General features: G+C 74.1%; 15 protein-coding genes and 1 pseudogene. 13 read left to right on the plus strand and 3 right to left on the minus strand.

Going from position 1 to position 26,087, the window contains the following annotated elements; genetic code table 11:
• Positions 1-1,131: 1,131 nt before the first annotated feature.
• Positions 1,132-2,265, minus strand: coding sequence for an FAD-dependent monooxygenase (locus ABD981_RS38825; protein WP_425586398.1), 1,134 nt, complete (start codon positions 2,263-2,265; stop codon positions 1,132-1,134).
• Between the two features lie 2,785 nt (positions 2,266-5,050).
• Between ABD981_RS38825 and ABD981_RS10150 the strand changes: the two are divergent.
• The 5 genes and pseudogenes from ABD981_RS10150 to ABD981_RS10170 all read left to right on the plus strand — a co-directional run bounded on the left by ABD981_RS10150 (position 5,051) and on the right by ABD981_RS10170 (position 10,598).
• Positions 5,051-5,751 (plus strand): annotated as a pseudogene (locus tag ABD981_RS10150) (CoA transferase).
• Between the two features lie 117 nt (positions 5,752-5,868).
• Entirely contained in the window at positions 5,869-6,534 is a 666-nt protein-coding gene (locus ABD981_RS10155) for a GntR family transcriptional regulator (protein WP_046911158.1), read from the plus strand.
• A 135-nt stretch (positions 6,535-6,669) separates the two neighbouring features.
• Positions 6,670-8,427 carry an FAD-dependent monooxygenase gene (locus tag ABD981_RS10160; protein ID WP_123955076.1) on the plus strand — a complete coding sequence of 586 codons (1,758 nt, stop codon included), beginning with the start codon at positions 6,670-6,672 and terminating at the stop codon, positions 8,425-8,427.
• Between the two features lie 86 nt (positions 8,428-8,513).
• A complete protein-coding gene (locus ABD981_RS10165) occupies positions 8,514-9,860 on the plus strand; it encodes a serine hydrolase domain-containing protein (RefSeq protein ID WP_240495436.1) in 1,347 nt (448 codons plus the stop codon).
• 93 nt (positions 9,861-9,953) lie between these two features.
• Positions 9,954-10,598 (plus strand): CBS domain-containing protein, encoded by a 645-nt coding sequence (locus ABD981_RS10170; protein ID WP_046911157.1) that lies wholly within the window; start codon positions 9,954-9,956, stop codon positions 10,596-10,598.
• A 189-nt stretch (positions 10,599-10,787) separates the two neighbouring features.
• Here the strand turns inward: ABD981_RS10170 and ABD981_RS10175 are convergent, their stop codons facing one another.
• Positions 10,788-11,087, minus strand: coding sequence for a DUF1876 domain-containing protein (locus ABD981_RS10175; protein ID WP_046911156.1), 300 nt, complete (start codon positions 11,085-11,087; stop codon positions 10,788-10,790).
• 246 nt (positions 11,088-11,333) lie between these two features.
• On the opposite strand from ABD981_RS10175, the gene gadC reads away from it, so the two are divergent.
• From gadC to ABD981_RS10190, 3 genes are all read left to right on the plus strand, one after another.
• A complete protein-coding gene (gene gadC / locus ABD981_RS10180; protein WP_046911155.1) occupies positions 11,334-12,794 on the plus strand; it encodes a glutamate/gamma-aminobutyrate antiporter GadC in 1,461 nt (486 codons plus the stop codon).
• On the plus strand, positions 12,791-13,231 hold the full coding sequence (locus ABD981_RS10185; protein ID WP_046911154.1) for a hypothetical protein: 441 nt from the start codon (positions 12,791-12,793) through the stop codon (positions 13,229-13,231). Before gadC ends, ABD981_RS10185 begins: the two co-directional genes overlap by 4 nt.
• A gap of 125 nt (positions 13,232-13,356) precedes the next feature.
• Entirely contained in the window at positions 13,357-15,210 is a 1,854-nt protein-coding gene (locus tag ABD981_RS10190) for an eCIS core domain-containing protein (RefSeq protein WP_338058653.1), read from the plus strand.
• A gap of 255 nt (positions 15,211-15,465) precedes the next feature.
• Here the strand turns inward: ABD981_RS10190 and ABD981_RS10195 are convergent, their stop codons facing one another.
• On the minus strand, positions 15,466-16,785 hold the full coding sequence (locus ABD981_RS10195; RefSeq protein WP_123955075.1) for a COG1470 family protein: 1,320 nt from the start codon (positions 16,783-16,785) through the stop codon (positions 15,466-15,468).
• Positions 16,786-17,093: 308 nt separating this feature from the next.
• Here ABD981_RS10195 and ABD981_RS10200 point away from each other — a divergent pair, with 308 nt between their 5' ends.
• The 5 genes from ABD981_RS10200 to ABD981_RS10220 all read left to right on the plus strand — a co-directional run bounded on the left by ABD981_RS10200 (position 17,094) and on the right by ABD981_RS10220 (position 26,083).
• The gene (locus ABD981_RS10200; protein ID WP_123955074.1) at positions 17,094-17,891 is read left to right on the plus strand and encodes a helix-turn-helix transcriptional regulator; all 798 of its coding nucleotides are present in this window, start codon (positions 17,094-17,096) and stop codon (positions 17,889-17,891) included.
• 237 nt (positions 17,892-18,128) lie between these two features.
• A complete protein-coding gene (locus ABD981_RS10205) occupies positions 18,129-21,284 on the plus strand; it encodes a PD40 domain-containing protein (RefSeq protein ID WP_046911152.1) in 3,156 nt (1,051 codons plus the stop codon).
• Positions 21,281-21,988 (plus strand): Pvc16 family protein, encoded by a 708-nt coding sequence (locus ABD981_RS10210; protein WP_345528838.1) that lies wholly within the window; start codon positions 21,281-21,283, stop codon positions 21,986-21,988. Before ABD981_RS10205 ends, ABD981_RS10210 begins: the two co-directional genes overlap by 4 nt.
• A 272-nt stretch (positions 21,989-22,260) precedes the next feature.
• Positions 22,261-24,303 carry an ATP-binding protein gene (locus ABD981_RS10215; protein ID WP_345528843.1) on the plus strand — a complete coding sequence of 681 codons (2,043 nt, stop codon included), beginning with the start codon at positions 22,261-22,263 and terminating at the stop codon, positions 24,301-24,303.
• 199 nt (positions 24,304-24,502) lie between these two features.
• On the plus strand, positions 24,503-26,083 hold the full coding sequence (locus ABD981_RS10220) for a phage tail sheath family protein (protein WP_046912481.1): 1,581 nt from the start codon (positions 24,503-24,505) through the stop codon (positions 26,081-26,083).
• The last annotated feature ends 4 nt before the right edge of the window (positions 26,084-26,087 follow it).

Consider the following 26,087-nt stretch of genomic DNA (forward strand, 5'->3'; position numbering starts at 1 on the left):
GCCGGTCGCCTTGTCGGCGATGCCGAAGGAGCGGATGTACTCGCCCTTGCAGGGCGCGGACAGGGCCACGATCACGCCGGCACCTGCGCCTCGGTCATGACGCCCCGATCGCGCTGTCCAGCTTCGCGGCGATCGCCGCGGCTGAGCTGCGGGAACTCGTCCCCGGACGACGCGGGCGAGGAGGGCGCGGGGGTGTCCGCCGCGGCGGCGGCCGGAAGCGGTGGATCGCCGTCACGCCGTACGCGGCCCCCGCCGCCGCCGGGACGGCCAGGAGTCCCCGTGAGGGCCACACCGATGCAGAGCTGCGCCAACGCGCCTGCGAGTTCCTCACGGCAGCCTCCTGCCAGACGAGGGCGACACTCCACTCTCCAGGCTAGGCCGGGCCGTACCCCCGCCACGGCGAGCCCCGCGCGCCCTCATCCGCGGAACACCCGCGCCAGACACGTCGCTGAGCGCCTCCGCCGTCGGCGGGTGCAGCCGGGCCCCGAGGCAGCCATCGGTGCCGTACAGAGCAGGGCGTTGGCGGCCCGTACGGAGCAGAGCGGGCGAACTCGCCCCGCGCGTCCGGTACACGGGCAGCTCCGGCGGACCGACCGCCCCGCCGGCGCCGCGTCGGCGGCGAGCAGCGCACAGGCGCGCACGGCGACCGTGCGACGACTCCGCCGCCCGCGCGGCGAGCCGGGCGAAGTCCCGCTCGTCCGCTCGTCGCCGCTACAGCAGCAGGACGTCGGTCCCGCTCGCGCAACAAGGTCGTACAGGCGCAGGGTCGGGCACCAGCTCGGTGGTGAGGCCCGTGCAGTCGGGGACCCGGTCGCCGGGCCGCGGTGCCCGCGCCGCCTGTCGCGCGCCGTCGGTGTCACGGGTGCCGGGCGCGGAATCCCGGCCACGATCGGACTGGTCGGGGTTATCCCACGAGCAGCTGCGCCTCGCGCAGCAACAGCGTCCTCCAGGTCCTCCGGATCGGCCAGCACGCCCTGGCTCGCGTGCCGCACGGTCCGAACCGGACGACCTCCTCGCCCCACCGGGCGCCGTTCGGCGTCCGTAGCTGGCGAGCAGCCCGGCGCCGCGCTCCCCTCGACGGCCAGGGAGAGCTTCCACGCCAGGTTGAAGGCGTCCTAGGATACCGGTGTCTCATGCCCTGCGCGCCGGTGGGCGGATGGATGTGCGCCGCCGTCGACGCCCGCGCGACACGAAACCCCGCATCCCCCGTACCGGTCGACAGCCGGTGACTGATCCGGAACAACCGAGGACAGCGCAGGGCCGAGGCCGTCGCCGCCGGGGCGAGAGCCGTCCAGTACCCGCTGGATGTCGGCGAGTCCCGGCGCGCGCGCGCCGCCGTCCAGGCCGTGGGCCACGCCGTCCCCGGCCTCCGGTCGCCCGCTGCGCGGCGGAGAGTTCGGGCGGGACGTTCATCGACACGCGGTAACGGCCGTTCCCCGGCAGCGGGATGCACACCAGGACGTCGTCCGTCCGGCCGTCCGGTCCGTCTGGGCCGTCAGGGCCCCGCCGGGTCGACCGCACCCCGTAGCGGGCGGCAGGTCCCGTCGACCTCCACGTCGCCCAGCAGTATCCTCGGGGGAAGGCCCCGCCCTCGAAACCGAGACCGAGCTGCTTGCGCACCGTGCTGTGCGCGCCGTCGCAGCCGACCAGGTACCGGCAGCGGAGCTCCTCCTCGGCCGGCGGCCCGCCGTCCGGGTCGCGAGGAGCCGGGCGGTCACCCCGTCCGCGTCCTGCCCGAACGACACGAGTTCCGTCCCGTTCGATCCGGGTCCCGAAGCCGGCCAGGAACTCCTCCAGGATCCGCTCCGTCTCGTACTGCGGGAGCGCGGCGAAGCGGTAGGGACCTCGGGCGGCAGCACCAGCTCCAGGCGGGACCGCTCGACCCGTCGACGTACAGGAGCTGCCCGCGCATCGGACGGCCGCCCCACGCGGCCCGCGCGCAGCCCATCCGGTCCCAGACCTCCAGGGTGTGCGCGGCTGGATGCCGACCGCCTTGGCGTACGGGAGGCGGGCGGGCAGCCGCTCGACGATCCGCACGCCGCGCGCCGCGCCGGCGCAGCTCGGCGCGCCGCGGTGAGCCCGACACGGGCCCGCCCCGACGACAAGGACGTACACAGACGCCACGGCCGTCCGCACCGGGCCGGACGGCACACTCGAGGGTGTCACTGTCGCTGCGCTAGCGTCGGCGCCTCCGTGACCCTGGGCGCCCCTACCAACATCGTACGGTGCGCCGACAGCGACAGCCGACACTCTGCGCCGCGGCACCCGCGCGCCGCACTCCGCGCGGAGCAGGCACGAGCGCCTCGCGGCAGTGGCGCACGGAACTCACTCCCGTGAGGAGCACCTCGCGCAGCGCGGCGACCGCGTGAGTCCCGGGTGCTCGTCAGAAAAAACCATCGACACGTCGCAAGTCCGTGTCCACGGCCGAGCGCCGCGAGATGACCGCCCCGGTGCTCCGTGGACGGCCACGCCCGTACGCGCGCTCAACCTCGAACAGTAGTAGTGGATGCAGCTCCGTACGCCTACGCGTGAGGTCGAGTCGAAAACGTCCCACAGGGCTGGCGATCAGACGCACCAGGCGGGCATTCCGGAGCGCTCGATCAGCGTGAAGTGGAAGCGCCACGGTTGGCCTCTCGCCATCGCGGCACGTCCCCGGCCTCTCGCGGCCGACTCCACCTCGCGCCTAGAGCGCTACCTCCGGGCGTCGCGGCACACGGCCGTCGCAGCCGTGTGGGCGGCCCGTTCGCGCACGGCCTCCGTCTCCAGGAGACGCGGGGAATCCGGTAGATACTACTCAGGGTTCCTCCAGGAGATCAAAACTAGGAACGAAATAGCCCGGTGGGAGTGCCGTTTTGGTGAACGACCAGGCCCCTCGCCTCCAGAGCCTTAAGGGAATCGCGCAGAGGGGACCGGCTAACCGTAGAGGCCGCGCGCCAGGTATACTGCCGGATTCGCTCCGCCCGGCCGCAACTACCGGAGGGTGTGGCTACGTTCGCAGCTCCGCCAGGACGAACTGTGGCGGGTCAGGTGGCCGCCGTCCTTCCACAGCGCTGCTCATCGCCGGTGATCTTTCGCTCTTGGGGGTGTGCGATCAATCTTGCTACGGGCACCGGAGACGCGTGTCGAGCCTTTGGTGGACGTGGACGTTCGTGGAGAAGGGGCGGACGTGCTCCGGGTGCCGGGTCAGGCCTCGGGCGCGACAGTTCTGGCCAGGAGGATCGTCGGTGTGTCGCAGGCCGTGGGGGGTGTGGGGGGAGCGTGTGCGGTAGGGCGGCGGTGGTTCCCCCTGAGCGTGTTCGGGTGGGCGGAATGACCCGGGCCGCGGCGGAGCGGGGACGCGCGGGTGCGAGTCCAGGCGGTCGGCTAGGGGGGCGAAGGCCCCGGCGTGAGGTCGGGTTATCGGGGCCGCAGGGGCACTCGGCCTCGGGTGAGCACATCGAAACCATGGCTGTTCTGGCTGACCTCCCTTAGGAGAACAATAGACGTCACCCAGACAGCGGCCACACAAAGAGAGACGCCCGACTACTCGACACAGCTGACCTCGCAGACGTCCTCCCGGGCGAACACCCGCCAGAGGCTGGTGTATGGGCGGCATAGGAATACCGAGAGGCGGTCGTCGGCCCAGGAGCCGGGATCCCCCGATGCCACGCATCGCTAGGTAGCGACGTCACGGAAAACTGACCCGTTTGGGACCGTCGTTGCCGAGAACAGGCCAGGAAAGCGGCACGAGTACACGCTCGCCTCGAACACCTAGCTACTGGGGCCGGTGATGCGGGACGGCCCAGAAGGTGGCGAATAATGGGGACGGCAAAACCCCCGGCGGTGGCGCAGGGCACAAAGCGGCTCATTATCAAAGACGACGCCAGAAGCGCCGGCAAGTTGCCAGGTCCCCCGGGGATCCACATGTTAGACCAGGGTATAAGCGGACAACCGGCTTAGGTCTGCCCGGCGCCGACCGGGTTTCGCCTCAGGTGAACGCTCATCGAGGCCGCCCATGGGGGGGGCACGGCCATGACGAGCAGGTCTCCGTAGCCGGGACAGGCGGTGCGCCACCCCTCCGCCGCCGCCGAAGTCGGTCAAAGAGATAGGAGAAGAGAAAAGGGGGGGAGGAAAGAAAAAGAGAGAGAGAACCATGAGGAAGAGAACGGGAAAGAGAGGGCGAAGGGGAGAGGAAGAGATCTACACGAGGACAGTGTCAGCCTGCGCCCCGGTCGACATCGCTGCCCGAGCAGATCGCCCGGCACCAGCGCAACACTCTAACAGGTGCACATACGACAGTTAAGAACATCGTCTAGCAAATCATGCACAGCGCGCAGAACGGATGCCAGGGCGTGCCCCCCAAACCCAACCTGCTAGTGTAGAGCCGATCACACGCGCCTCAGGACGAAAGATATGCACGTGGCACATCAGGCCGCGCGAACGACGCGCACGACAGCGCAAGGAACCAAGACACGATCAGCCCGCGCATCATGATAAACGGAATGTGACGTAGACACGCAGCCCTAGGAGCCCGCACAGGACTCACACTATCAACGAGACCTAGACGGCGCGAGGCGTCACCACGCGCGAGCACATTGGGAACCTATGTCCAATAAGAACTCAAACGGCGTCAGGCTCGAAACGCCACCAAGAACGACAACGCACGACGACCGAACGCCGTGATCGTGACGCAGCAGCGCAAGAGCGCCGGTAAGGACTCCGTTGCGCTCGCACCGCAGACGACAGCAGGACGACTAATAACGTAATTGCGTACGCCAGCCTGTCACACAATGGACACCAGCACAAAGCGCAGCGTACACCGCTGACCAAGAATACTGACCCGACCCGGACACCGACCCCTCGCGACGGCCCCGCCGATCGTCGGACCGCGCGGACGTCCTCGCTGGAGAAACTCGACCCCGGCACGATGGACCGGCTCGGCCTCGGCTACGGAGCGGGTGCGGGCCTCCAACCCCGGGGCTCGTCTACTGCTCGGTGACCGGCTTCGGCGCGGCGGAGGGCGCCCGCCTGCCCGGCTACGACCTGCTCGTGCAGGCCATGGGCGGGCCTCATGAGCGTCACCGGCGAACCCGGCGGCGCCGGCACCAAGGCCGGGGTCGCCCTGGTCGACGTGATCACCGGCCTGCACGCCGGCCTCGGCGTCCTCGCCGCCCTGCGCCACCGCGAGCGCACCGGCGAGGGCCAGCGGGTGGAGGTCTCGCTGCTCACCTCGCTGCTGTCCGCGCTCACCAACCAGGCCGCCGCCCATCTCGCCACCGGGGGCCGTCCCGCGCGCCATGGGCACCGGCACCCGAGCATCGCCCGTACGAGGTGTTCGAGGCGAGCGACCGGCCGCTGGTCCTGGCCGTCGGCAACGACCGGCAGTTCCGCGTGCTCTGCGAGCGGATCGGGGATCCCGGGCTCGCCGACGACCCCCGGTTCGCCGCCAACACCGCCCGGGGTCGCCCACCGCGAGGAGCTTGGTCGAGGCGCTCTCCGGGCCGCTGGCGGGGCGCACCGCCGACGCCTGGTTCGAGGTGCTCACCGAGGCCGGAGTGCCCTGCGGCCCGATCAACGACCTCGCGGGGGCCTTCGCCCTCGCCGACCGCCTGGGACTCGCCCCGGCGCGTCCCCGCCTCCGCCGCGGGCCCGGGGCAGGTCGCCCACCCGATCACGCTCGGGGCGACCCCCGCCGCCTACCGCACCGCTCCCCCGCGCCTGGGCGAGCACACCGACGAGCTCCTGGCCGAACTGGGGCGCCCCGAGGCCTGACCGGCACCGGAGCACGGCCGCCCCGGTCGTCCACAGGCCGTCGTCCACAGGCTCGACACGCGTCCCGGGGCCCGTAGCAAGATGGAGCGCACACCCCCGAGCGAAAGGTCACCGGCGATGAGCAGCGCGGTGGAGAGACGGCGGCCACCGACCGCCCAGCAGTTCGTCCTGGCGGAGCTGCGACGTGCCATCACCTCCGGGGAGTTGCGGCCGGGCGGAGCGATCCGGCAGGAGACCCTGGCGGCGCGGCTCGACGTGAGCCGGGTCCCGCTGCGCGAGGCCCTGAAGGCGCTGGAGGCCGAGGGGCTGGTCGTGCACCACGTCCACCGGGGCTATTTCGTGGCCGAGTTGTCCCTGGAGGACCTGGAGGAGATCTACCGGATCCGGCGGCTCCTGGAGACGGAGGCCGTGCGCGAGGCCGCCCACCGGCTGCCCGACGGCCTGCCCGACGCCCTGGAGGAGGCCCAGCGCGAGGTGGAGCGCGCCGCGGAGGCCGGGGACGTGGCCGCGATGGCGGAGGCCAACCGGCGCTTCCACTTCACGCTGATCGAGGCCTCCGGAATGCCCCGCCTGGTGCGTCTGATCGCCACCCTGTGGGACGCGACCGACGCGTACCGCTCGCTCTACTACGTCGAGGACGCGCACCGGGACGTGGCCGTCCACGAGCACCGGGCGGTCATCTCGGCGCTGGCCGGGGGCGACACGGACGCGACGGTGCGATGGCTGGACGAGCACCGGGACCACGCGGTCGCCGCGCTGCGCGAGGTGCTCCTCCGGGAGTGAGCCGGCGCCACGGCCCGAGGGCGGCTCGGTGCCTGCTCCGCCGCGGGTGCGGCGGCGCGGGTGCGGCGGCGCGGGTGCGGCGTCCGGTCGGGCACCGGACGATGGTGGAGGGGCCCGGGTCAGGAGGCGCCGACGATGCGCAGCGACAGTGACACCCTCAGTGGCCGGTCCCGGCCCGGTGCGGACGGCCGTGGCGTCCTGGACGTCCTTGTCGTCGGGGCGGGCCCGGTCGGGCTCACCGCGGCCGCCGAGCTGCGCCGGCGCGGCGCCGGCGTGCGGATCGTCGAGCGGCTGCCCGCCCGCCTCCCGTACGCCAAGGCGGTCGGCATCCAGCCGCGCACCCTGGAGGTCTGGGACCGGATGGGCTGCGCGCGGGCCGCGTGGGAGGCGGCCGTCCCGATGCGCGGGCAGCTCCTGTACGTCGACGGGGTCGAGCGGTCCCGCCTGGAGCTGGTGCTGCCGCCCGAGGTCCCGTACCGCTTCGCCGCGCTCCCGCAGTACGAGACGGAGCGGATCCTGGAGGAGTTCCTGGCCGGCTTCGGGACCCGGATCGAACGGGGCACGGAACTCGTGTCGTTCGGGCAGGACGCGGACGGGGTGACCGCCCGGCTCCTCGCGACCCGGGACGGCGGGCCGCCGGCCGAGGAGGAGCTCCGCTGCCGGTACCTGGTCGGCTGCGACGGCGCGCACAGCACGGTGCGCAAGCAGCTCGGTCTCGGTTTCGAGGGCGGGGCCTTCCCCGAGGAGTACATGCTGGGCGACGTGGAGGTCGACTGGGACCTGCCGCCCGGCTACGGGGTGCGGTCGACCCGGCGGGGCCCTGACGGCCCAGACGGACCGGACGGCCCGGACGACGACGTCCTGGTGTGCATCCCGCTGCCGGGGAACGGCCGTTACCGCGTGTCGATGAACGTCCCGCCCGAACTCTCCGCCGCGCAGCGGGCGGGGGACCCGGAGGCCGGGGACGGCGTGGCCCACGGCCTGGACGGCGGCGCGCGGGCGCCGGGACTCGCCGACATCCAGCGGGTACTGGACCGGCTCTCGCCCCGGCCGGCGACGGCCTCGGCCCTGCGCTGGTCCTCGGTGTTCCGGATCAGTCACCGGCTGGTCGACCGGTACGGCGAGGGGCGGGCGTTCGTCGCGGGCGACGCGGCGCACATCCATCCGCCCACCGGCGCGCAGGGCATGAACACCGGTATCCAGGACGCCTTCAACCTGGCGTGGAAGCTCTCCCTGGCCGTCGAGGGGAGCGCGGCGCCCGGGCTGCTCGCCAGCTACGACGCCGAACGGCGCCCGGTGGGCGAGGAGGTCGTCGGTCGGACCGTGCGGCACGCGAGCCAGGGCGTGCAGGCCGATCCGGAGGACCTGGAGACGCTGTTGCTGCGCGAGGCGCAGCTGCTCGTGGGATACCCCGACAGTCCGATCGTGGCCGGGATGTCCGCGCCCGGCACCCGTGACACCGACGGCGCCGACGGCGGCGCGGGCCCGCGGCCCGGCGACCGGGTCCCCGACTGCACGGGCCTCACCACCGAGCTGGTGGCCCGACCCCTGCGCCTGTACGACCTGTTGCGCGAGCGGGACCACGTCCTGCTGCTGTACGGCGACGAGCGGACGAGCGGGGACTTCGCCCGGCTCGCCGCGCGGGCGGCGGAGTCGTCGCACGGTGCCGTGCGCGCCTGTGCGCTGCTCGCCGCCGACGCGGCGCCCGGCGGGGCGGTCGGTCCGCCGGAGCTGCCCGTGTACCGGGACGCGCGGGGCGAGTTCGCCCGGCTCTGCTCCGTACGGCCGCCAACGGCCCTGCTCGTACGGCCCGATGGCTGCCTCGGGGCCCGGCTGCACCCGCCGACGGCGGAGGCGCTCGCGACGTGTCTGGCGCGGGTGTTCCGCGGATGAGGGCGCGCGGGGCTCGCCGTGCGGGGGTACGGGCCCGGGCCTAGCCTGGAGAGTGGAGTGTCGCCCTCGTCTGGCAGGAGGCTGCCGTGAGGAACTCGCAGGCGCGTTGGCGCAGGCTCTGCATCGGTGTGGCCCTCACGGGGACCCTGGCCGTCCCGGCGGCGGCGGGGGCCGCGTACGGCGTGACGGCCCCCGATCCACCGCTTCCGGCCGCCGCCGCGGCGGACACCCCCGCGCCCTCCTCGCCCGCGTCGTCCGGGGACGAGTTCCCGCAGCTCAGCCCGGCGATCGCCGCGAAGCTGGACAGCGCGATCCGGGGCGTCATGACCGAGGCGCAGGTGCCGGGCGTGATCGTGGCCCTGTCCGCGCCCGGCAAGGGCGAGTACATCCGCTCCTTCGGCATCGCCGACAAGGCGACCGGCCGGCAGATGAACCCGGGGCTCTACATGCGGATCGGCAGCGAGACCAAGACCTTCACGGTGACGGCGCTGCTGGAACTCGTCGACCAGGGCAAGGTCGGCCTCGACGACCCGATCGGAAAGTACGTCTCGGGCGTCCCGAACGGGGACCGCATCACCCTGCGGGAGCTCGCCGGGATGCGCAGCGGCCTCTACAACTACTCGATGGACGAGGACTTCTTCAAGGCGCTCACGTCCGACCCGCAACGCCCCTTCACGCCGCAGGAGTTGCTGGACTATTCGTTCAAGCATCCGGTCAACTTCGCGCCCGGCGCGCAGTTCGAGTACTGCAACACCAACCTGATCCTGCTGGGCCTGGTGGTGGAGAAGATCAGCGGCGTGCCGCTGCACGACTACATCGCGCAGCACGTCGTGCGGCCGGCCGGCCTGAAGCACACCCTGTTCCCGACCGGCGCCGAGTTCCCGAACCCGCACGCCCACGGCTACACCAACCAGACGGCGACCGGGCAGGTCGAGGACGCCACCGACTGGAACCCGTCCTGGGGCTGGGCGGCCGGCGCGATGATCTCCGACCTCCAGGACATGCGGACCTGGGCGAAGGTCGTCGCCACCGGCACGCTGCTGACCGCAGCGACCCAGGCGCAGCGGCTCGAGACCGACTCGACGGGGATCTCGGACACCGGATACGGCCTCGGCATCTTCAAGGTCGAGGGCTGGATCGGGCACAACGGCTCGCTGCCCGGCTACGAGTCGCTGACGATCTACCTGCCGGAGGAACAGGCGACCCTGGTCGTGCTCCTGAACACCGACATCCTGCACGACCAGATCGAGCCCAGCACCCTCTTCGGCAAGGCGATCACCGAGATCGTGACCCCGGACCACGTGTACAACCTGCCGAAGCCGACCGAGCCGGCCGCGTCGACGCCTCCCGCGACGAGCCCGCCGGCCTCGACGCCGACGACGGCCCCGCCGACGGCCCCGTCGACGACACCGCCGACCCGGCCGCCCTACTGACGGTCCGTCCCCCGGCCGCCGGGCCCCTCGGCTCCGTCCACCGTTCCCGTGAGGGATCATGGACAAAGGAGTCGAGAAGGGACGGGACGAACGATGAGGCACCGCAGTGTCGCCGACCTCATGACGCCGACGGCGGTGTCGGTGCAACCCGGCACTCCGTTCAAGGAGATCGCGCGGCTGCTCGACGAGTACGGCATCACGGCCGTGCCCGTGGTCGACGCGGAGGACCGCCCGGTGGGGGTCGTCTCCGAGGCGGATCTGCTGCGCCGGCACACGGCGAAGGACGGCCCCAGCACCGCCGAGGCCATGATGTCGAGCCCCGTGTTCGTCGCCCGCCCGTCCTGGACGGCGGTCGAGGCTGCGCGTCTGATGGAGCGCCACCACGTGAAGCGGCTGCCGGTCGTCGACGCGGACGGGCGCCTGATCGGCGTGCTCAGCCGCAGCGATCTGCTCCAGCTCTTCCTGCGGCGGGACCGGGCCATCCAGGAGGAGATCCTGGAGGACGTCGTCACCCGGATCCTCGGCCTCTCCCCCGCCTCGCTCCACATCGACGTGGCCGAGGGCCGGGTGACCCTGAGCGGCACGCTGCCGCGCAAGGGCGTCGGACCGATCTTCGTCCGGCTCTGCGAGGACGTGGACGGGGTGGTCGAGGTGGTGGACCGGCTCACCTACGAGGAGGACGGCGAGAACGGGAACGGCGCCGGGGCCGAAGGCCGCGGACAGGAGCAGGGGCGGTAGCAGGGACAGGGGCGGTAGCAGGAGCAGGGACAGGGGCAGGGACAGGGGCAGGCGCAGGGGCAGGACGACCGCTAGATCCGCCCTTCGGGGGCGTACGGGCCCGTACCCCCCGCCGGCCGCACGCGCGCCGGGCCCGCCGGTGCGCGTGCGGCGCGCCGGCGGGCCCGGGGTCGGCGGGCGGCGGCTCGGTCAGGAGACCGCCTCCGGCCAGCCGTATCCGGGTCCGGTGCGCCGGGGCACGGTGTCGGCGCCCACGGCCTCCATCTCCCGGTTGGCCTCCCTCATCAGCTGTCCGGCCAGATCCTTCATGGCCCGGCTCGCGGCGAGTTCGTCGCCGATCGCCGGTACGTCCACGTCCGCCGGGTTGCACCGGGCGGAACCGTGGCCGGTGAGGGTCGACGTGCCGGTGTCCAGGTGCGCCTCCGCCCTGGTCCTGCCGCTCTCCTCGACCAGATCCAGGCCGACCTTCCACTCCAGGTGTCGTGTCATGGCCTGCCTCCTGCTGCGCTCGTGCCCTCGGGCCCCGCGGGCGCGCCGCGCGGCCCTCTCCCTTCAGCATCCGTCCAGCGGGGCGGCGGCGCCACGCGCCGGGCCGAGACGCGGCCGCCGCGGCGACACGCCGGGCCGGTGGGCCGGCAGGGGGGGCCGTGTTCACCCGTCCGGCGGACCCCGACTGCGCCGGTGGCCGCCCGCGCCGACGCTGGTGTCCATCACGGCCACGCCTGAGGAGGGCCCATGGCATCGATGGACGTCCCGGCCGATCTGCCGAAACAGCGCGCGGAGGCGCGGGCCGCGGCCCCGCCCACGCTGACGTGGGTGACGCTCGCGCTGATGACCACCGCGTCGGTGGCGAGTCTGCGGGCGGCACCCACCATGGCCGTGTACGGCCTCGCGTGCGTCTTCCTCTACCTCGTACCGGCGATCGTGTTCCTGCTGCCGACCGCTCTGGTCTCCGCCGAGCTCGCCTCGGGCTGGAGCGGCGGCGTCTACCGCTGGGTCGCGGAGGGGCTCTCCAAGCCGCTGGGCTTCCTCGCGGTGTGGTGCCAGTTCGCGATGACGATCTTCTACTACCCGAGCCTGCTGGCGTTCGTGGCCTCGACCATCGCGTACGTCATCGATCCCTCGCTCGCCTCCAACGGCGTCTACACCGCCATCGTGATCATGGTCCTGTACTGGACCGGCGTCTGGGTCTCCTCACGCGGCACGAAGGCCCTGGCGGGTCTCTCCAGCTGGGGCCTGGTCATCGGCACGCTCGTCCCCGGCACGGTCCTCGTCGTCCTCGGCATGGTCTTCCTCGGGCAGGGCAACCCCTCGGCCGCGCCGATGGACAGCAGCCACCTGCTGCCGCAGTGGACCGGTCTCGCGAGCCTCGTCCTGATCGTCAACAACTTCCTGTCGTACTCCGGCATGGAGATGAACGCGGTGCACGTCTCCTCGCTGAAGGACCCGGCGAAGGAGTACCCGAAGTCGATGTTCCTGGCGATGGGCCTGGTGCTGCTCATCTTCATCCTGCCCGCCCTCGCCATCAGCTGGGTCGTCCCGGCGGACCAGCTCAGCCTCACGGCCGGCGTCATGCAGGCGTTCGACGCCTTCTTCTCGTACTTCGACGTGGGGTGGATGACCCCGATCGCCGCCGTCATGCTGATCTCCGCCTCGCTCGGCGGCATGCTGACCTGGCTCGCCGGCCCGTCCAAGGGCCTCCTGGAGATCTCCCGCAGCGAGGGCTACCTGCCGCCGTTCCTGCAGAAGCTGAACAAGTTCGGCATCCAGCAGAACATCCTCGTCACCCAGGGCATCGTGACCTCGGTCATCGCCCTGATGTACGCGCTGATCCCGAACGTCTCCAGCGTCTACTGGATCTTCTCGACCATCACCACGCAGGTCTACCTCATCGTCTACCTGCTGATGTTCGCGGCCGCGATGCGGCTCCGGAAGAACAAGCCCGACCACCCGCGCGGCTACCGGGTGCCCATGCTCGGCCTGGTCTGCACCGTCGGCCTGCTGTCCTCGCTCGCGGCGCTCGCGATCGGCTTCGTGCCGCCCTCGCAGTTCGGCGGCAGCAGCGTCGTCTCGTACGTGCTGTTCATCGCGTCCGGCCTGCTGGTCCTCGGCTTCCTCGTCCCCTACGCCTTCCTGAAACTGCGCAAGCCCAGCTGGCGCACGGCGGCGGCCGACACCGAGGGAGACGCGTCATGAGCCCGACCCGCTTCGCCTCCGAGCACAAGTGGATCTACTGGGGCGCCATCGTCATCCTCGTCGGTCTGCTCATCACCGGACTCGTCCGCTACAGCAGCTTCAAGCGCACGAACGAGAGCGCGAAGAAGGCCGACCAGCTCGGCCAGGAGCTGGTGAAGGCCGGCTACCCGGCCCCCGACACGGACACCGTCCAGCGGCTGCTCGGCACGGACGGCGGCCAGGTCTGCGACGACCCGGGCAGCGCCCTGAAGAAGGCGCTGTACCGGATCCAGCAGCTCTCCAACGGCGCCACCGGCCCCGGCAGCCGCCCGGTCATCGCCGACAGCAGGGCCGTGGGCGCCGAGCGGATCGTGCTCCAGGTGTACTGCCCCGACCAGGTCGCCGCGTTCGACGAGTCGGTGGAGGACCTGAAGACCGACGACACCGTGAAGAGGTGACCGGGACCCGGCGGGCGAGGTGCAGCGGCGGGGGACCCGCCGTTGCCCTCCCGGGTCTGGGCAGGCACGGCGGCGCGCGGGAGCATCGGGGGCGGTGTCCGTGACCGTCGACCGGGAGGCGACTCGTGCGTGCGCAATCCAGGGGCCGGGAGGGTACGGCCGACGACCGGCCGGCAGGGAACGACCGTACGGGCCCGGCGCCCCGGGCGGCCCGGTCCGCCCCGCCCCGGCAGGGGGCCGTCTCCCCCGGGAACGCGGCCGACCTGCAGGCGAGCATCGGGAACGCGGCCGTGGCCCGCGCGGTGCGGCGCCAACGCGAACGGGAGCAGGAACGGGAGCAGGGGTCCGAGGGCGGGGGTTCCGCCGTCTCGGCGCCCCGGTCCCTCGTCCACGACGTGCTCCGGCGCCCCGGGCGGCCCCTCGCGGAGCCCCTGCGCGCCGAGATGGAGGAGCGGCTCGGCGCGGACTTCTCCGACGTACGGGTCCACACGGGAGCGACCGCCCAGCGCTCGGCGGCCGAGATCGGGGCCCGCGCCTACACCTCCGGGCGTGACGTGGTCATCGGCGCGGGCGGCGGCGACAAGCACACGCTCGCCCACGAGCTGACGCACGTCATCCAGCAGCGCGGCGGCCCGGTGTCCGGCACGGACACCGGTGCGGGACTCGCGCTCTCCGACCCGTCCGACGCGTTCGAACAGGCGGCCGAGGCGAACGCCACCCGGGTCATGGCCCGGCGGCCGGCGCCCGGGGCCGCACCCGCGCCCGACCGCCGGACGGCGGCGGGGGCCGCGGCGCCGGTGCAGCGGATGCTGGGCTTCGAGACCGAGGTCAGCCTCCCCGTGGAGGACGCGCAGGGGCGGAAGTACGAGGGCGACACCGACCTGGCCGAGAGCACCAGGGAGGACTTCAAGGTCGTCTCCGACAAGCGCGCCCTGGACGACGGCAGCGGCTACTCCAACCTGGAGTTCGTGACCGGCGCGGTCAAGGTCGTCGGCTCGGCGAACGAGACCGGACCCGAGCGGCTGGACCGCCTGGTGGACGAGATCAGGACCGTGCGGGACGCGTTCTACCGGGCGGCCGACAAGACGCCCCTGGCGGACATGGGGCTGGCCCTCGCCGTCCTGCCGGAGGGCCAGGGGGCCCGGGTCGCCCCGGAGCTCGGCTACACGGAGCACGCCGGGCGGGCGGGCCTGGGCGACGGCCTGTTCGTGCACTACTCCGTCGGCGTGCCGCTCAAGGGCATGCCGCTGTTCTTCGACCACCTGCGGGCCGCCGCGCCCGACGTGCAGGGGGCGCCGAACCGCCGCGCCCGGTTCCGGTTCACGCAGGCCAGGGACTTCGCCGCCGAGGTCGTGGAGCTGTACACGCAGGAGCAGGGCACCTCGAAGAAGCGCAGGAGGGAGGACACGGACGCCCTCGACGGCTACTGCCAGCTGTTCTTCATGCAGATCGCGGCGGTGGCGGACTACCTCGCGGAGGACCAGGACATCGGCCAGATCAAGAACCTGACGGCCGTCCTGTCGCGGTCCAGGCTCTCGGACGTGCGCGGGCTGCTCGATCCGGGGTTCCAGACCTTCCTGGCCGGGCACGGCGAGGGCATCGTCGACATCCTCGCCCGCTACCAGGAGGACTCCGGGGACGGACGGACGCTGGAGTTCCGCGAGGAGTCCACCCGGCAGATCGACGGCGATCCCGTGTCCCTCCTGTCGTTCGCCATGTCGGCGCTCACGGGGGCGCCGCCGGTGGACCAGCAGAGCGTCTTCGGCGGCATGAACCAGATCGCCCCGCACGAGGAGGAGGGGGCCACGATGATCCCCTTCGAGATCCGCACGATGGGCGCCGTCATGAAGACCTGGGACGACCTCAAGGCGGAACTGCGGGACCTCGCCCGGTGGGCCGAGGAGGCGTACCGGCACACGCGCGGGCAGGCCGGGGACTCGAGCCGGCGCCGCACCGGGGCCGGTCCCGACGCCCGCTGAGGGGGGGGCGACGGGGCCCGTGGGACCGGGTTGAGAGCGCTCTTCTGAGAGCGCTCTATCCGGTCTTCCTCCGCCTCGGCCGATCCCCGGGACGGCGGACCGGAGTCCGCCCTTTCATCCCGTTCCGCACAGGGAACGTACGCCACCAAACCGGGCAGCCGGCCGCGGCGCCGTGCGGGCACTTTCCGGACACCACGGACGGGGGCGACATTGCGCGGCCCCGGAGATGCCCGAGGATGGGCCGCGCCGCCTGGTTCACCTCAGGTCGCTGAGCACCCCGCTCACGTTCAGGACCTCGTGGCACTTCTGCGCTCGAAGGCCTGTGGCCGGGGTGCCCGGCTTCGCGCAGGTCACCTGGATGGTCACGGTCTGGCTCTCGGTGATCCTGATGGGGGTGACCCAGTGGTAGTCCTGGTTGCGGAACGTCTCCAGCGCGATCGTCGTGATCTTCCGATCGCCGAAGCCGATGGTCATCACGCCCTCGTCGCCCTGGAAGTTGGCCACGACGATGTCCGTGATCCCGAACGCCTTGCCCGGCGGCACGGCGTAGGTGCCGGTCGCGGTCCGGCCCGCGGCGGTCTCCAGGTCGATGGTGGCGGAGCCCTGCTGGCCGCCGGGCGTCCCGCCCGTCCCGGTGCCGGTCCCGCCGTCGCCGCCCGTCCCGGGCCCGGTGGTGGAGCCCGAACCGCCCGGCCGCGCGCCGTCCCCGGTCCCCGGGGGCCGTACGTTCGGGTCCGCGGTGGGCGCGGGCCGCTTCTGGACCACCTCGTCGGCGGCCTCCTTGGCGGTGCTGCGGACGGCCGGGCGGACCAGCGCGAACCAGGCGATCAGCAGCGCGAGCAGCGCCGCGAGGACCGCGAGCAGCCACCTCGGGAAGATCGGGATCTGCACGAACTCGGCGTCCAGCGGCGGCCGTACGAGAGCCGGGTCCGCGGACTCCGCGGCGTCGCGGGCCTCGGTCGCCGCGACCGTGAACGGCCGGGCCGTGGGCGTCCCGAACCACACCGGGCCGCCCGACCGGACCCGCAGTCCCGCCTCGGCCGACCCGCCGGGCTCCAGGTCCTGGGCCGTGGGCCGGAAGTCGAACTTCAGCTCCTCGCCCTGCTGCCCGGCCGCGAAGGCCACCCGCACGGGGGCGTTGCCCTCGTTGCGGACGGCCAGCCGGTAGCGGCCGCGGAGCCAGCCTCGCCTGCGCCGCGGGGTGAGCGTGGTGCGCAGCTCCCGGAACTCCTCGACGTGCACGACGGTCTCGGGCACCCGTACCGCCTCGGGGTACTCGGTCGGCAGCACCCGTACGGCGAGCGGCACGTCCCCGGCCCGCACCCGCGAGGACCGCGGGGGCTCCAGCCGGATCGTCACCGTTTCGGCGGTGCCCGGGTAGAGGGAGATCCGCTCGGGTTCCACCGTCGTCCATTCGGCGCAGTCGCCGACGACCTCCAGGCGGTACGCCTCGACGATGTCGCCGTCGTTGCGGACGGTGAGGCTGGTGGTCGCTGTGCCGCCGGGGACGACCGACACCCTCGGGATGTCGAGACCGGGCGCGCCAGCGCTGGCAGAGGCAGCTGAGGACGTCACCCCGACGACGCTAGGCCGACGGCTCCGGGGCCTCCACGGATGCGAGGGCAACGCCCCGGGCAGCCGGAGTGCCTGAAGGGGCTCCCCGCCGGCACCGCTCCCCGCACCTTCCCCGGCTCCTTCTCCGGCCTCGTCCCTCCCGACTGCCCTCCCGGCTTCGCACCGGTCATCCCTCCCGACTTCGCTCCGTTCTTCCCACGTTCCTTCCGACGCTTCTTCCCACGTTCCTTCCGACGCTTCTTCCCACCCTCGTTCCCTCGCTTCTTCCTTCCGCGCACGTCTCACCGAAACCGAACAGGTAGCGATTCATGAGCCGAGCTCAGCACAGCGGACCCGTCACCCCGTCCGGCACCGCCGCGTTCCCGGTGCCCGCCCAGGACTCCGCACGGACCCAGGACGCACCCCGGAGCCACGACGCGTCCGACTCCCAGGAGGCGCCCCGGTCCCCGGTCGCGCCCCGCTCGCCGTCCGGCCTCCCCGACCGGCGGATCACCGTGGCGGTGTACGCCTCGGACCCGGTCCTGCACGTCGGGGTCGTGCACCAGCTCCGCCAGCGCCCCGAGGTCGAACTGCTCGACGGGGCCCGCGCCGCCGAGGCACGCGTCTCGCTCGTGACCGTGGACAGCGTGGACGACGAGACCGCGGCGCTGTTACGCAGGCTGCGGCACAACTCCCGTACCCGCACCGGTCTCGTGGTCGGCACCTTCGACTCCGGCGACGCGCTGCAGCGGGCCATCGAGTGCGGGGTCACCGCGGTGCTGCGCCGCGCCGAGGCCGACCAGGACCGGCTGCTGCGGCTGGTCCTGGCGATGGCGAACGGCGAGGGCGTGCTCCCCGGCGACCTGCTCGCCAAGCTCCTGAGCCACGTCGGCAGTCTGCAGCGTTCCGCGCTGGACCCGCACGCCTCCTCGCTGTCCACCCTGACCCCGCGCGAGGCGGACATGCTGCGCCTGGTGTCGGAGGGCCTGGACACCGCCGAGATCGCCCGCACGACCTCGTACTCGGAGCGGACCGTCAAGAACGTGCTGCACGAGGTCATCACCCGGCTGGAGCTGCGCAATCGCACCCACGCGGTCGGCTACGCCCTGCGCAACGGCCTGATCTGACCGTCCGGAAGGCGGTTCCGGGGCGGCCCGTCCGGCCGTCCCGGAACGGCGGGGCTGCCCCAAAGCGCACCCGGTCCTTCCCCCGGGTACGGCCCCGGGGCCCTGCCGGGCGCCCGTGTCCGGTGGGCAGGGTGGCCGGGTCTCAGGACCCTGCTGCACCGGACTGTGAGGTGGACCGTGACGAGCACGGGCGGCCCCGGCGGCCGACGGCACCGCTGGGGGAGGGCCGGCGCACCCATGCTGCTGCTGGTCCCCCTGCTCGCGGTGACCGCGGCCTCCGCCCCCGACCAGGCCGAGGCGGGCCCCCGGGCCGACGCCGGCGACGTCCGGATCGCGTACGCGGGGACGCGGCACCGCAGCCTGGGCCGGGTGACGAGCGGCACCACCAGCGCCCCGCTGTTCGGGGAGGGCCCGGCCCATCTGGACGTCCAGCCGGCGGCGCTGGGCGACCAACTGGTGTTCGCGAGCCGCCGCGACGAGAAGACCCCGCAGGTCTACCTGCGCGCCGCGGACGGCCCCGTGACCCGGCTGACCTCCGGCCTCGACGCGGCGAACCCCCGGCTGACCCCCGACGGGCGGACCGTGGTCTTCGACGCGGCGGCGCCCGCCGGCGGGCAGCGCGACCTGTGGCGGGTGGGCACGGACGGGACCGGGCTCGCCCGGCTGACCGACACCCCCGAGAACGAGGAGCACCCCACCGTCTCGCCGGACGGCCGGAGGCTCGCGTACGCCGCTGACGCCGACCCGGCGGTCGGACGGCAGGTCTACGTCCGCCCGCTGGACGGCGGTACCGCCACCCCGGTGAGCGACCCCGCCCAGGGCGACGCCGGGGAGCCGGTGTGGAACCCGGTGGACGACGCCGCGCACCGGGATGTGATCGCCTACACCGCCACCGGCCCCGGCGGCCCCCGGCTGCGGTGGACGGACGGGCGCACGGGCGGGCCGCTGTTCGACGGCACGCCCGGGCAGTGGCGGACCCACGGGGCAGCCTGGCTGCCCGACGGGAACGACCTGCTCTTCCTCAGCCCGGACCGCACCTGCGACTGCGAGGGCGACTGGGACCACGTCTTCCGGGCGCCCGCCCGCACGGCGGACACGCCGTCGGTGGTCCTCAGCGAGGACCGCGAGGTCGGCTCGCCCACCTGGCTCGGCCCGTCCGACGGCGGCGGCGCCGTCGTCGAGCGGGTCACGGCGGCCGGTCCGCACCAGGTGACGCTCCAGGACGTCCGGTCGGACGGAGCCGACCCGCGCGACCTCGGACGGGCCCTCCTGAACGAGGATCCGGCCGCCGACACCGCGACCGATCCGACGCGGGATCCGCTGTTCCGGCCCGCCCCGGGGTTCGATCCGTGGACCGAGCGGCAGAACTACACCCCCGACGGGCGCAGGATCGTGTTCACCCGCTTCGAGGACGGGCTCGACGGCGACCGGGTCGTGCGGATCGAACGGATCTGGATCGCGGACGCCGACGGCACGAACGAGGCGGCGCTGCCGCTGGCCGGGCGGGGGCCCCGGGACTGGGACACCGATCCGACCTTCTCCCCCGACGGGCGCCTCCTCGCCTTCACGCGCACCTCGCCCGGCGGGGTGGGCGACGCCTCGGGCCCCGGGCGCATCCTGATCGCCGACGCCGCCACCGGGGCGCTGCGCGGCGAGGTCGTCCCGCCGGACGGGCAGGTGCGGGGCGGTGACGCCCAGCCGACCTGGTCGTCCGACGGCACGACGCTGGCGTTCACCCGCAACCAGGTCATCGGCGGCAACGGCGGGAACAAGCACATCTGGACCGTGCCCGTGGACCGGCTCGACCGGCAGCGGGACCTGAGCGCCGCGATGTGCCCGGCCGGCTGCGAGGTCATCGACGACAGCCCGGCGTTCTCGCCGGACGGCACCGTCATCGCCTTCAACCGGAAGAACGGCGGCGGCCGCGTCGACGAGCGCAACGGCCTCCTGCTCGCGCCCCTGGCCGGCGGCGGGTTCGACGCCGGCTGCCGGGTCCTGCTGCCGGACGCCGCCCGCGACGTGCCGGAGGCCTGCCACCAGGAGCTCCCCGACACCTCGGCGACCGGGCCCTTCCAGCCCCGCGACGCCGCCTGGACGGCCGACGGCAGGGGCCTGGTGTTCAGCTCCCGGGCCGCGCTCGGCCCGAACAGCCCGGAGAAGCTGCACCTGGTGGACGTCGCGACCGGTGCCCGCACCCCGCTGACCGCCGGCCTGCCGGGCCGTCAGAAGGAGCCCGCCGTACAGCAGTCCGTCGACCTCGCCGTACGGGCCCCCGCCGGCGTCCCGCCGCTGACCGTCGGCGTGCCCGGGATCGTCCGGGTCGAGGTCGTCAACGGCGGCCCGGCCGCCTCGCCCGGCACCCGGCTGACCCTGGCGCCCCCGCTGGGCCTGACCGTCACCGCGCTCACCGCGCCGGGCGCCTCCTGCGACGCGGCGGCCCTGACCTGTTCCCTGGGCGTCGTCCCGCCGGGCGGCACCGTTCCGGTGGACGTCACCTTCACCGGCACCGTCCCCGGCGACCTGCCGGTGGACTGGTCGGTGACCGGCGCCGTCCTCGACCCCCGCCCGAGCGACAACGCGGGCCGCACGGTCGTGCCGGTGCGCGAGGTGGTGGATCCCCCGACCCCGACGCCTTCGCCGTCGACCCCTGCGCCGACCACACCGCCCCCGACGACTCCGCCTCCCCCGACCACCGCGCCCCCGCCGACGACCACTCCCCCGCCGCCTCCCGAGCCGCCCGTGCCCCGGGCCGGACCCGGCGTGCGGATCACCGCGCAGCCCCGACCGGGGTACGTGGGCGGGCGCGTCGTCGTCACGTACACGGTCCGCAACGGGCGCAACGCGCTCGCGACCGGCCTCAGGCTGCGCATCGGGCTGCCCCCGGGCGTGCCCTCCAACGGGCCGCCGCCGGGCTGCGACAGCGGCTGGACGTGCGCGCTTCCGGACCTGGCGCCGGGCGCCCGCGCCGTCCTCCAGGTCGTCCTCGCCCCCGACCGGGCGTTCACCGGCCGGGTCACCGGGGTCCTCACCACCACCGGCACGGACGCCGACCCCCGCGACAACACCGCCCGGCAGCGCATCCGGGTCCTCCAGCCGCGGATCGTCGCGGTGCCCCCGATCGGCAAGCCCGGCTTCGTCACCTCGGTGCGCGGCCGGGACTTCCCGCCCGGGGTGCCCGTACGGTTCACCTGGCGGCCCGGCATCACGGCCGCCGCGGCGGCGACCGTGCCCGGCCCGGACGGCTCGTTCGTCGGCCAGCTGCTGATCCTCGCCAAGGATCAGACCGGCCCGCGGGAGATCACCGCGAGCGGGCCGGGCTTCGGCCCGGTGCGGACGGACTTCCTCGTGGTCAGCGGCACGGTGCAGCCGCCCGACGTGGTGGCCCGCCGGTGATCCACGAGGTCGACGAGGCGCTGCGCCGCCTGCTCGTGGAGTCCGGCCTGGAGGCGGCGGGCGTCGAGGTGGTGTTCGACGCGCCGACCCGTGACTGGGCGGCGCGGCGCAGCACGCCCACCGTGTGCGTCTTCCTGTACGACATCCGCGAGGACCACGCCCGCCGCGGCAGCGGGGCGGGAGAGGTGTACGACGAGGAGGGCTTCGTCGTCGCGCGCCGCACCCCGCCCCGCTGGTTCGAGCTGACGTACCTGGTCTCCGCGTGGGCGGGCCGCCCCGAGGACGAGCACCGGCTGCTGTCCCAGGTGCTCGTCTGCCTCACGGCCCGCGACGACCTCCCCGCGCACCTGCTCGGCGGGACGCTCGCCGAACTCGGCCTGCTCGTCCCGCTCGACGCGGGCGCCACCGGCCCCGACGCCCCCTCGCCCGCCGACGTGTGGTCGGCGCTCGGCGGTGAGCTGAAGCCGTCGATCGGGGTACGGGTCCGGGCCCCGCTCGCGGGCATCGGCCGGGTCGCCGCCCCGCCGGTCACCGAGGGGCTCGTGGTGCGTTCGGCACCCCGCTCCGGCCCGGACGGCGCGGACGAGGCGCGCCGCCTGCGCTACACCGAGGTGGACGCGCCCGCCCCCGACGAGGGCTTCGGCGGCACCCGGGACCGCCCGCCCGCCCCCGCCCGCCGCCGACGAGGAGAGCGCAGACCGTGACCGGCACCGTGCCGACACCCGCCCCGACGAGGGAGCCGACGCCCGACCAGGCCCGGGCGGCGACGCCCCGCCAGACCCGGGCGACGCCTCCCGACCCGGCCCGGGAGGCGCCGCCCGACCCGGCCCGGGAGCCGACGCCTGCCCCGACGGGGGAGCCGACACCCGGCCCGGCCCGGGCGGCGACGGCCGAACGCGTCCGGGAGGCGACGGCCGAACGGGTCCCGGAGGCGACGGCCGAACGGGTCCCGCCCCCGGACTCCCCTCCCCCGTACCTGTGGAGCCGGCTGGTGCTCGTCGAGGAGCGGGTGCGGCGGGCGGTGGCGGTGCGGCTCGCGGTCGATCCCGACCCGGACGACCCGTACCGGGGGCAGTTCCTGACGCCCGAGGCGGTCGGCCGGGTCCTGGATCCGCCGTACGACCCGGTCCTCCCGCCGCTCGCGCCGGCCGCTCCGCCGGCCGGTTCGCCGCTCGACGTGCTGGCCGCCCGCTTCTCCCTCGCCCCGCCGGACGTGGACCTGCTCCTGATCGCGCTGGCCCCGGACCTGGACGCGCGCTTCGAGCGGCTCTACGGCTACCTCAACGACGACCTGACGCGCCGTCGGCCCACCGTCGGGCTCGCCCTCGAACTCTGCGGCCTCGCCGGGGTCCCGGCCGCCCGGTTCCGGCTCGCCCCCACCGCCCCGCTCGTCGCCGGGGGCCTCGTCGAGGTCACCGAGCCCGAACGCCCGCCGCTGTCCCGCGTGCTGGCCGTGCCCGACCGGGTCACCGCGCACCTGCTGGGCGACTCCTCGCCCGACCCGCTGCTCGCCGGGGTCCTCGGGCGGGCCGCCGAGGACCCGGCCGCCGACCCGGCCGAACGGGACCGGGCCGCCGCCGCGTCGGTGCACGGCCCCGTCCACCTGCGCTCCCACGGCGGGGACCCGGCGGGCCTCGCCGCCGCCGCGCTGCGCGCCCGCGGGCTGGGCGTCCTGCCGCTGGACGCGGCGGCCCTGGGCGGCCACGGCGGCACGGTGGGCGGGCTCGCCCGGGTCGTCTCCCGCGAGGCCCGGCTGACCGGCGCGGGCGTGGTCCTGGGCCCGTTGGAGGAGCTGCCCGAACAGCCGGGCGAGCGGGCCCGCGTGCTGCGCGCGCTCTGCGCGGAGCTGGACGGGGTCCCGCTGTTCACGCACGGCACGAGCGGCTGGGAGCCCGCCTGGGCCCCGGACACCCCGGTCACCCTGACGGTGGCCGTCCCCTCCCCCGTACGGCAGGCGGCGCGCTGGCGGCACGCCCTGGAGCGGGCCGCCGAGCGGTACGGGGCGGGCCCGGGCGGGGCGGCGGCCGACGCCGGGGCGCTCGCGCGGTCGGTGGCCGCGCACCGGCTCGACGCCGGGCAGCTGCACCGGGCCGCCGGTGCAGCGGTGCGCACGGCCGCGCCGGCCGGCCGGCCGGTGACGCCCGAGGACCTGCGGGCCGCCGTGCGGGCCCAGAACGGCGCGGGGCTCGCCCGGTTGGCCCGCCGGGTGGAGCCCGCGGTGGGCTGGGAGGACCTGGTGCTGCCCGGCGCCACGCACCGGCGGCTGGAGGAGCTCGCGGTGCGGGCCCGCCACCGCGACCAGGTGCTCGGGCGCTGGGGGATGCGTCCCGGCGGCGGGCGCGGGCGCGGGGTGATCGCGCTCTTCGCGGGCCCGTCCGGCACCGGGAAGACCATGTCCGCCGAGGTCGTGGCCGCCGACCTCGGCATGGACCTGTACGTGGTGGACCTGTCGACGGTCGTCGACAAGTACGTCGGCGAGACCGAGAAGAACCTGGAGCGGATCTTCACGGAGGCGGCGGCCGTCAACGCGGTGCTGCTGTTCGACGAGGCCGACGCGATCTTCGGCAAGCGCGCGGAGGTGAAGGACGCGCACGACCGGCACGCCAACATCGAGTCGGCGTACCTGCTCCAGCGGATGGAGTCCTTCGACGGCCTGGCCGTCCTGACCACCAACCTCCGCGCCAACCTGGACGAGGCGTTCACCCGCCGCCTCGACGTGATCGCGGACTTCCCGGTGCCCGACGCGGCCCAGCGGCTGGCCCTGTGGGAGCGGTGCCTGGGCGGGCGGCTGCCCCGGGCGGACGACCTCGACCTCGGTTTCTGCGCGGACCGGTTCGAGCTGGCCGGGGGGTCGATCCGGGCCTGCGCGGTCACCGCCGCGTACTCCGCCGCCGCCGCGGGCGGGCCGCTGACCATGGTGCAGCTGGTGGCGGCGGTGGCCCAGGAGTACCGCAAGCTGGGCCGCCTGGTCCTGGAGGGCGAGTTCGGCCCGTACCTGGACCGGGTCACGCACGTCTGAGCCCGCGCGTCGGCGGCGGACGACGGCGGGGAGCGCCCGCGCGGAGCGCCCGCGCGGAGCGCCCGCGGAGGGCAGTCCGCCTGCCCCCGGCCAGGTCCGTGTGCCCCTGCCGCCGCCGACGCCCGCCGGAAAGGCTGTGATCGCGCTGATCACCGCGCGGCGCCATTCCAGGCCGCAGGACACGGACGAAGGAGCGAGCATGCCGACGTACCTCACCCCGGGCGTGTACGTGGAGGAGGTGCAGTCCGGTGCTCGCCCGATCGAGGGGGTCGGCACCGCCGTCGCCGCGTTCCTCGGGTTCGCCCAGAACGGGCCCTTCCACGAGCCGACGCTGGTCACCAGCTGGGAGCAGTTCACCCAGCGGTTCGGCGGCTTCACGGCGGGCGCCTACCTGCCCCTCGCGGTGCACGGCTACTTCGCCAACGGCGGCGGCGCCGCGTACGTCGTCCGGGTCGGCCGCCCCGGCGGAGACGGTGACGGTGCCGGTACCGGCGCGGGTGCGGGGACGTCCGGGTCCGGCGGGGCCCAGGAGCTGCCGGTGGCCCGGCCGGTCGAGCTCGGCGGCTTCCTCGTCGCGGCCCGGCCCGGCGTCACCGGCGTGTCCGTCGAGATCGCCGACGCCGAGGGCGAGAACCCGCCCGAGGACCGCTTCAGGATCCTGGTCCGCCAGGGCGACCAGGTGGCCGAGACGTACGAGGTGTCCACCCGCAAGAGCGTCAAGGGCTACGTCGTCACCCAGACGCGGGCCTCGCGCCTCATCGAGGTCGTCGAGCAGCGCGAGGCCGCCCAGACGCGGCCCGCCGCCCAGACGGTCGCCCTCCCCGACGGGCCGGCCGCCCCGGCGCCGACGGGGCGGCCCGGGCGGGACCGGCTCGACCCGGCCGAGTACGTCGGCGACGCGGACGCCCGTACCGGCTTCGCCGGCCTGGAGACGATCGACGAGATCACCATGGTCGCGGTGCCGGACCTGATGAGCGCCTACCAGCGCGGCGACATCGACGCCGAGGGCGTGCGCACCGTGCAGCTCGCGGTGATCTCGCACTGCGAGCAGATGGGCGACCGGGTGGCCGTCCTGGACGCCCCGCCCGGGCTCTCCGCCCAGCAGGTGCGGCACTGGCGCAACGAGGAGGCGGGCTACGACTCCCGGTTTGCGACGCTGTACTACCCCTGGGTGCGGGTCTTCGACCCGGCGGCCGGGCGCAACACGACCGTCCCGCCGAGCGGTCACATCGCGGGCGTGTGGGCGCGCAGCGACGCCGAGCGCGGCGTCCACAAGGCCCCCGCCAACGAGGTGATCCGGGGCGTCGTGGACCTGGAGCTGAAGCTCAGCAAGGGCGAGCAGGACCTGTTGAACCCGATCGGCGTGAACTGCGTGCGGGCCTTCCCCGGCCGCGGCATCCGCGTCTGGGGCGCCCGCACCCTCTCCTCCGACCCGGCCTGGCGCTATCTGAACGTGCGCCGCCTCTTCAACTACCTGGAGGAGTCGATCCTGCTGGGCACCCAGTGGGTGGTCTTCGAGCCGAACGACGACCGGCTCTGGTCCAGCATCCGGCGCAACGTCACGGCCTTCCTCACCGAGGAGTGGCGCCGGGGCGCCCTGTTCGGCCGGACGGCGGCGGAGGCGTTCTACGTGAAGTGCGACCGGGACAACAACCCGCAGGAGTCGATCGACCAGGGCCGGGTGGTCTGCGAGATCGGCGTGGCGCCCGTCAAGCCGGCCGAGTTCGTGGTGTTCCGGCTGGCCCAGTTCTCGGACAGCACCAGCCTCGTCGACGAGTGAGGCG

Origin of the sequence: Streptomyces showdoensis (assembly GCF_039535475.1) — a bacterium.
Classification (GTDB): domain Bacteria; phylum Actinomycetota; class Actinomycetes; order Streptomycetales; family Streptomycetaceae; genus Streptomyces; species Streptomyces showdoensis.

What these genes read in the sequence shown, in the direction of transcription:
- ABD981_RS10200 (WP_123955074.1), top strand. Translation starts at nt 17,094, where the DNA reads ATGAGCCGAGCTCAGCACAGCGGACCCGTCACCCCGTCCGGCACCGCC.
- ABD981_RS10175 (WP_046911156.1), bottom strand. Translation starts at nt 11,087, where the DNA reads ATGACACGACACCTGGAGTGGAAGGTCGGCCTGGATCTGGTCGAGGAG.
- ABD981_RS10205 (WP_046911152.1), top strand. Translation starts at nt 18,129, where the DNA reads ATGCTGCTGCTGGTCCCCCTGCTCGCGGTGACCGCGGCCTCCGCCCCC.
- ABD981_RS10170 (WP_046911157.1), top strand. Translation starts at nt 9,954, where the DNA reads ATGAGGCACCGCAGTGTCGCCGACCTCATGACGCCGACGGCGGTGTCG.
- ABD981_RS10185 (WP_046911154.1), top strand. Translation starts at nt 12,791, where the DNA reads ATGAGCCCGACCCGCTTCGCCTCCGAGCACAAGTGGATCTACTGGGGC.
- ABD981_RS10155 (WP_046911158.1), top strand. Translation starts at nt 5,869, where the DNA reads ATGAGCAGCGCGGTGGAGAGACGGCGGCCACCGACCGCCCAGCAGTTC.
- ABD981_RS10160 (WP_123955076.1), top strand. Translation starts at nt 6,670, where the DNA reads ATGCGCAGCGACAGTGACACCCTCAGTGGCCGGTCCCGGCCCGGTGCG.
- ABD981_RS10220 (WP_046912481.1), top strand. Translation starts at nt 24,503, where the DNA reads ATGCCGACGTACCTCACCCCGGGCGTGTACGTGGAGGAGGTGCAGTCC.
- gadC (WP_046911155.1), top strand. Translation starts at nt 11,334, where the DNA reads ATGGCATCGATGGACGTCCCGGCCGATCTGCCGAAACAGCGCGCGGAG.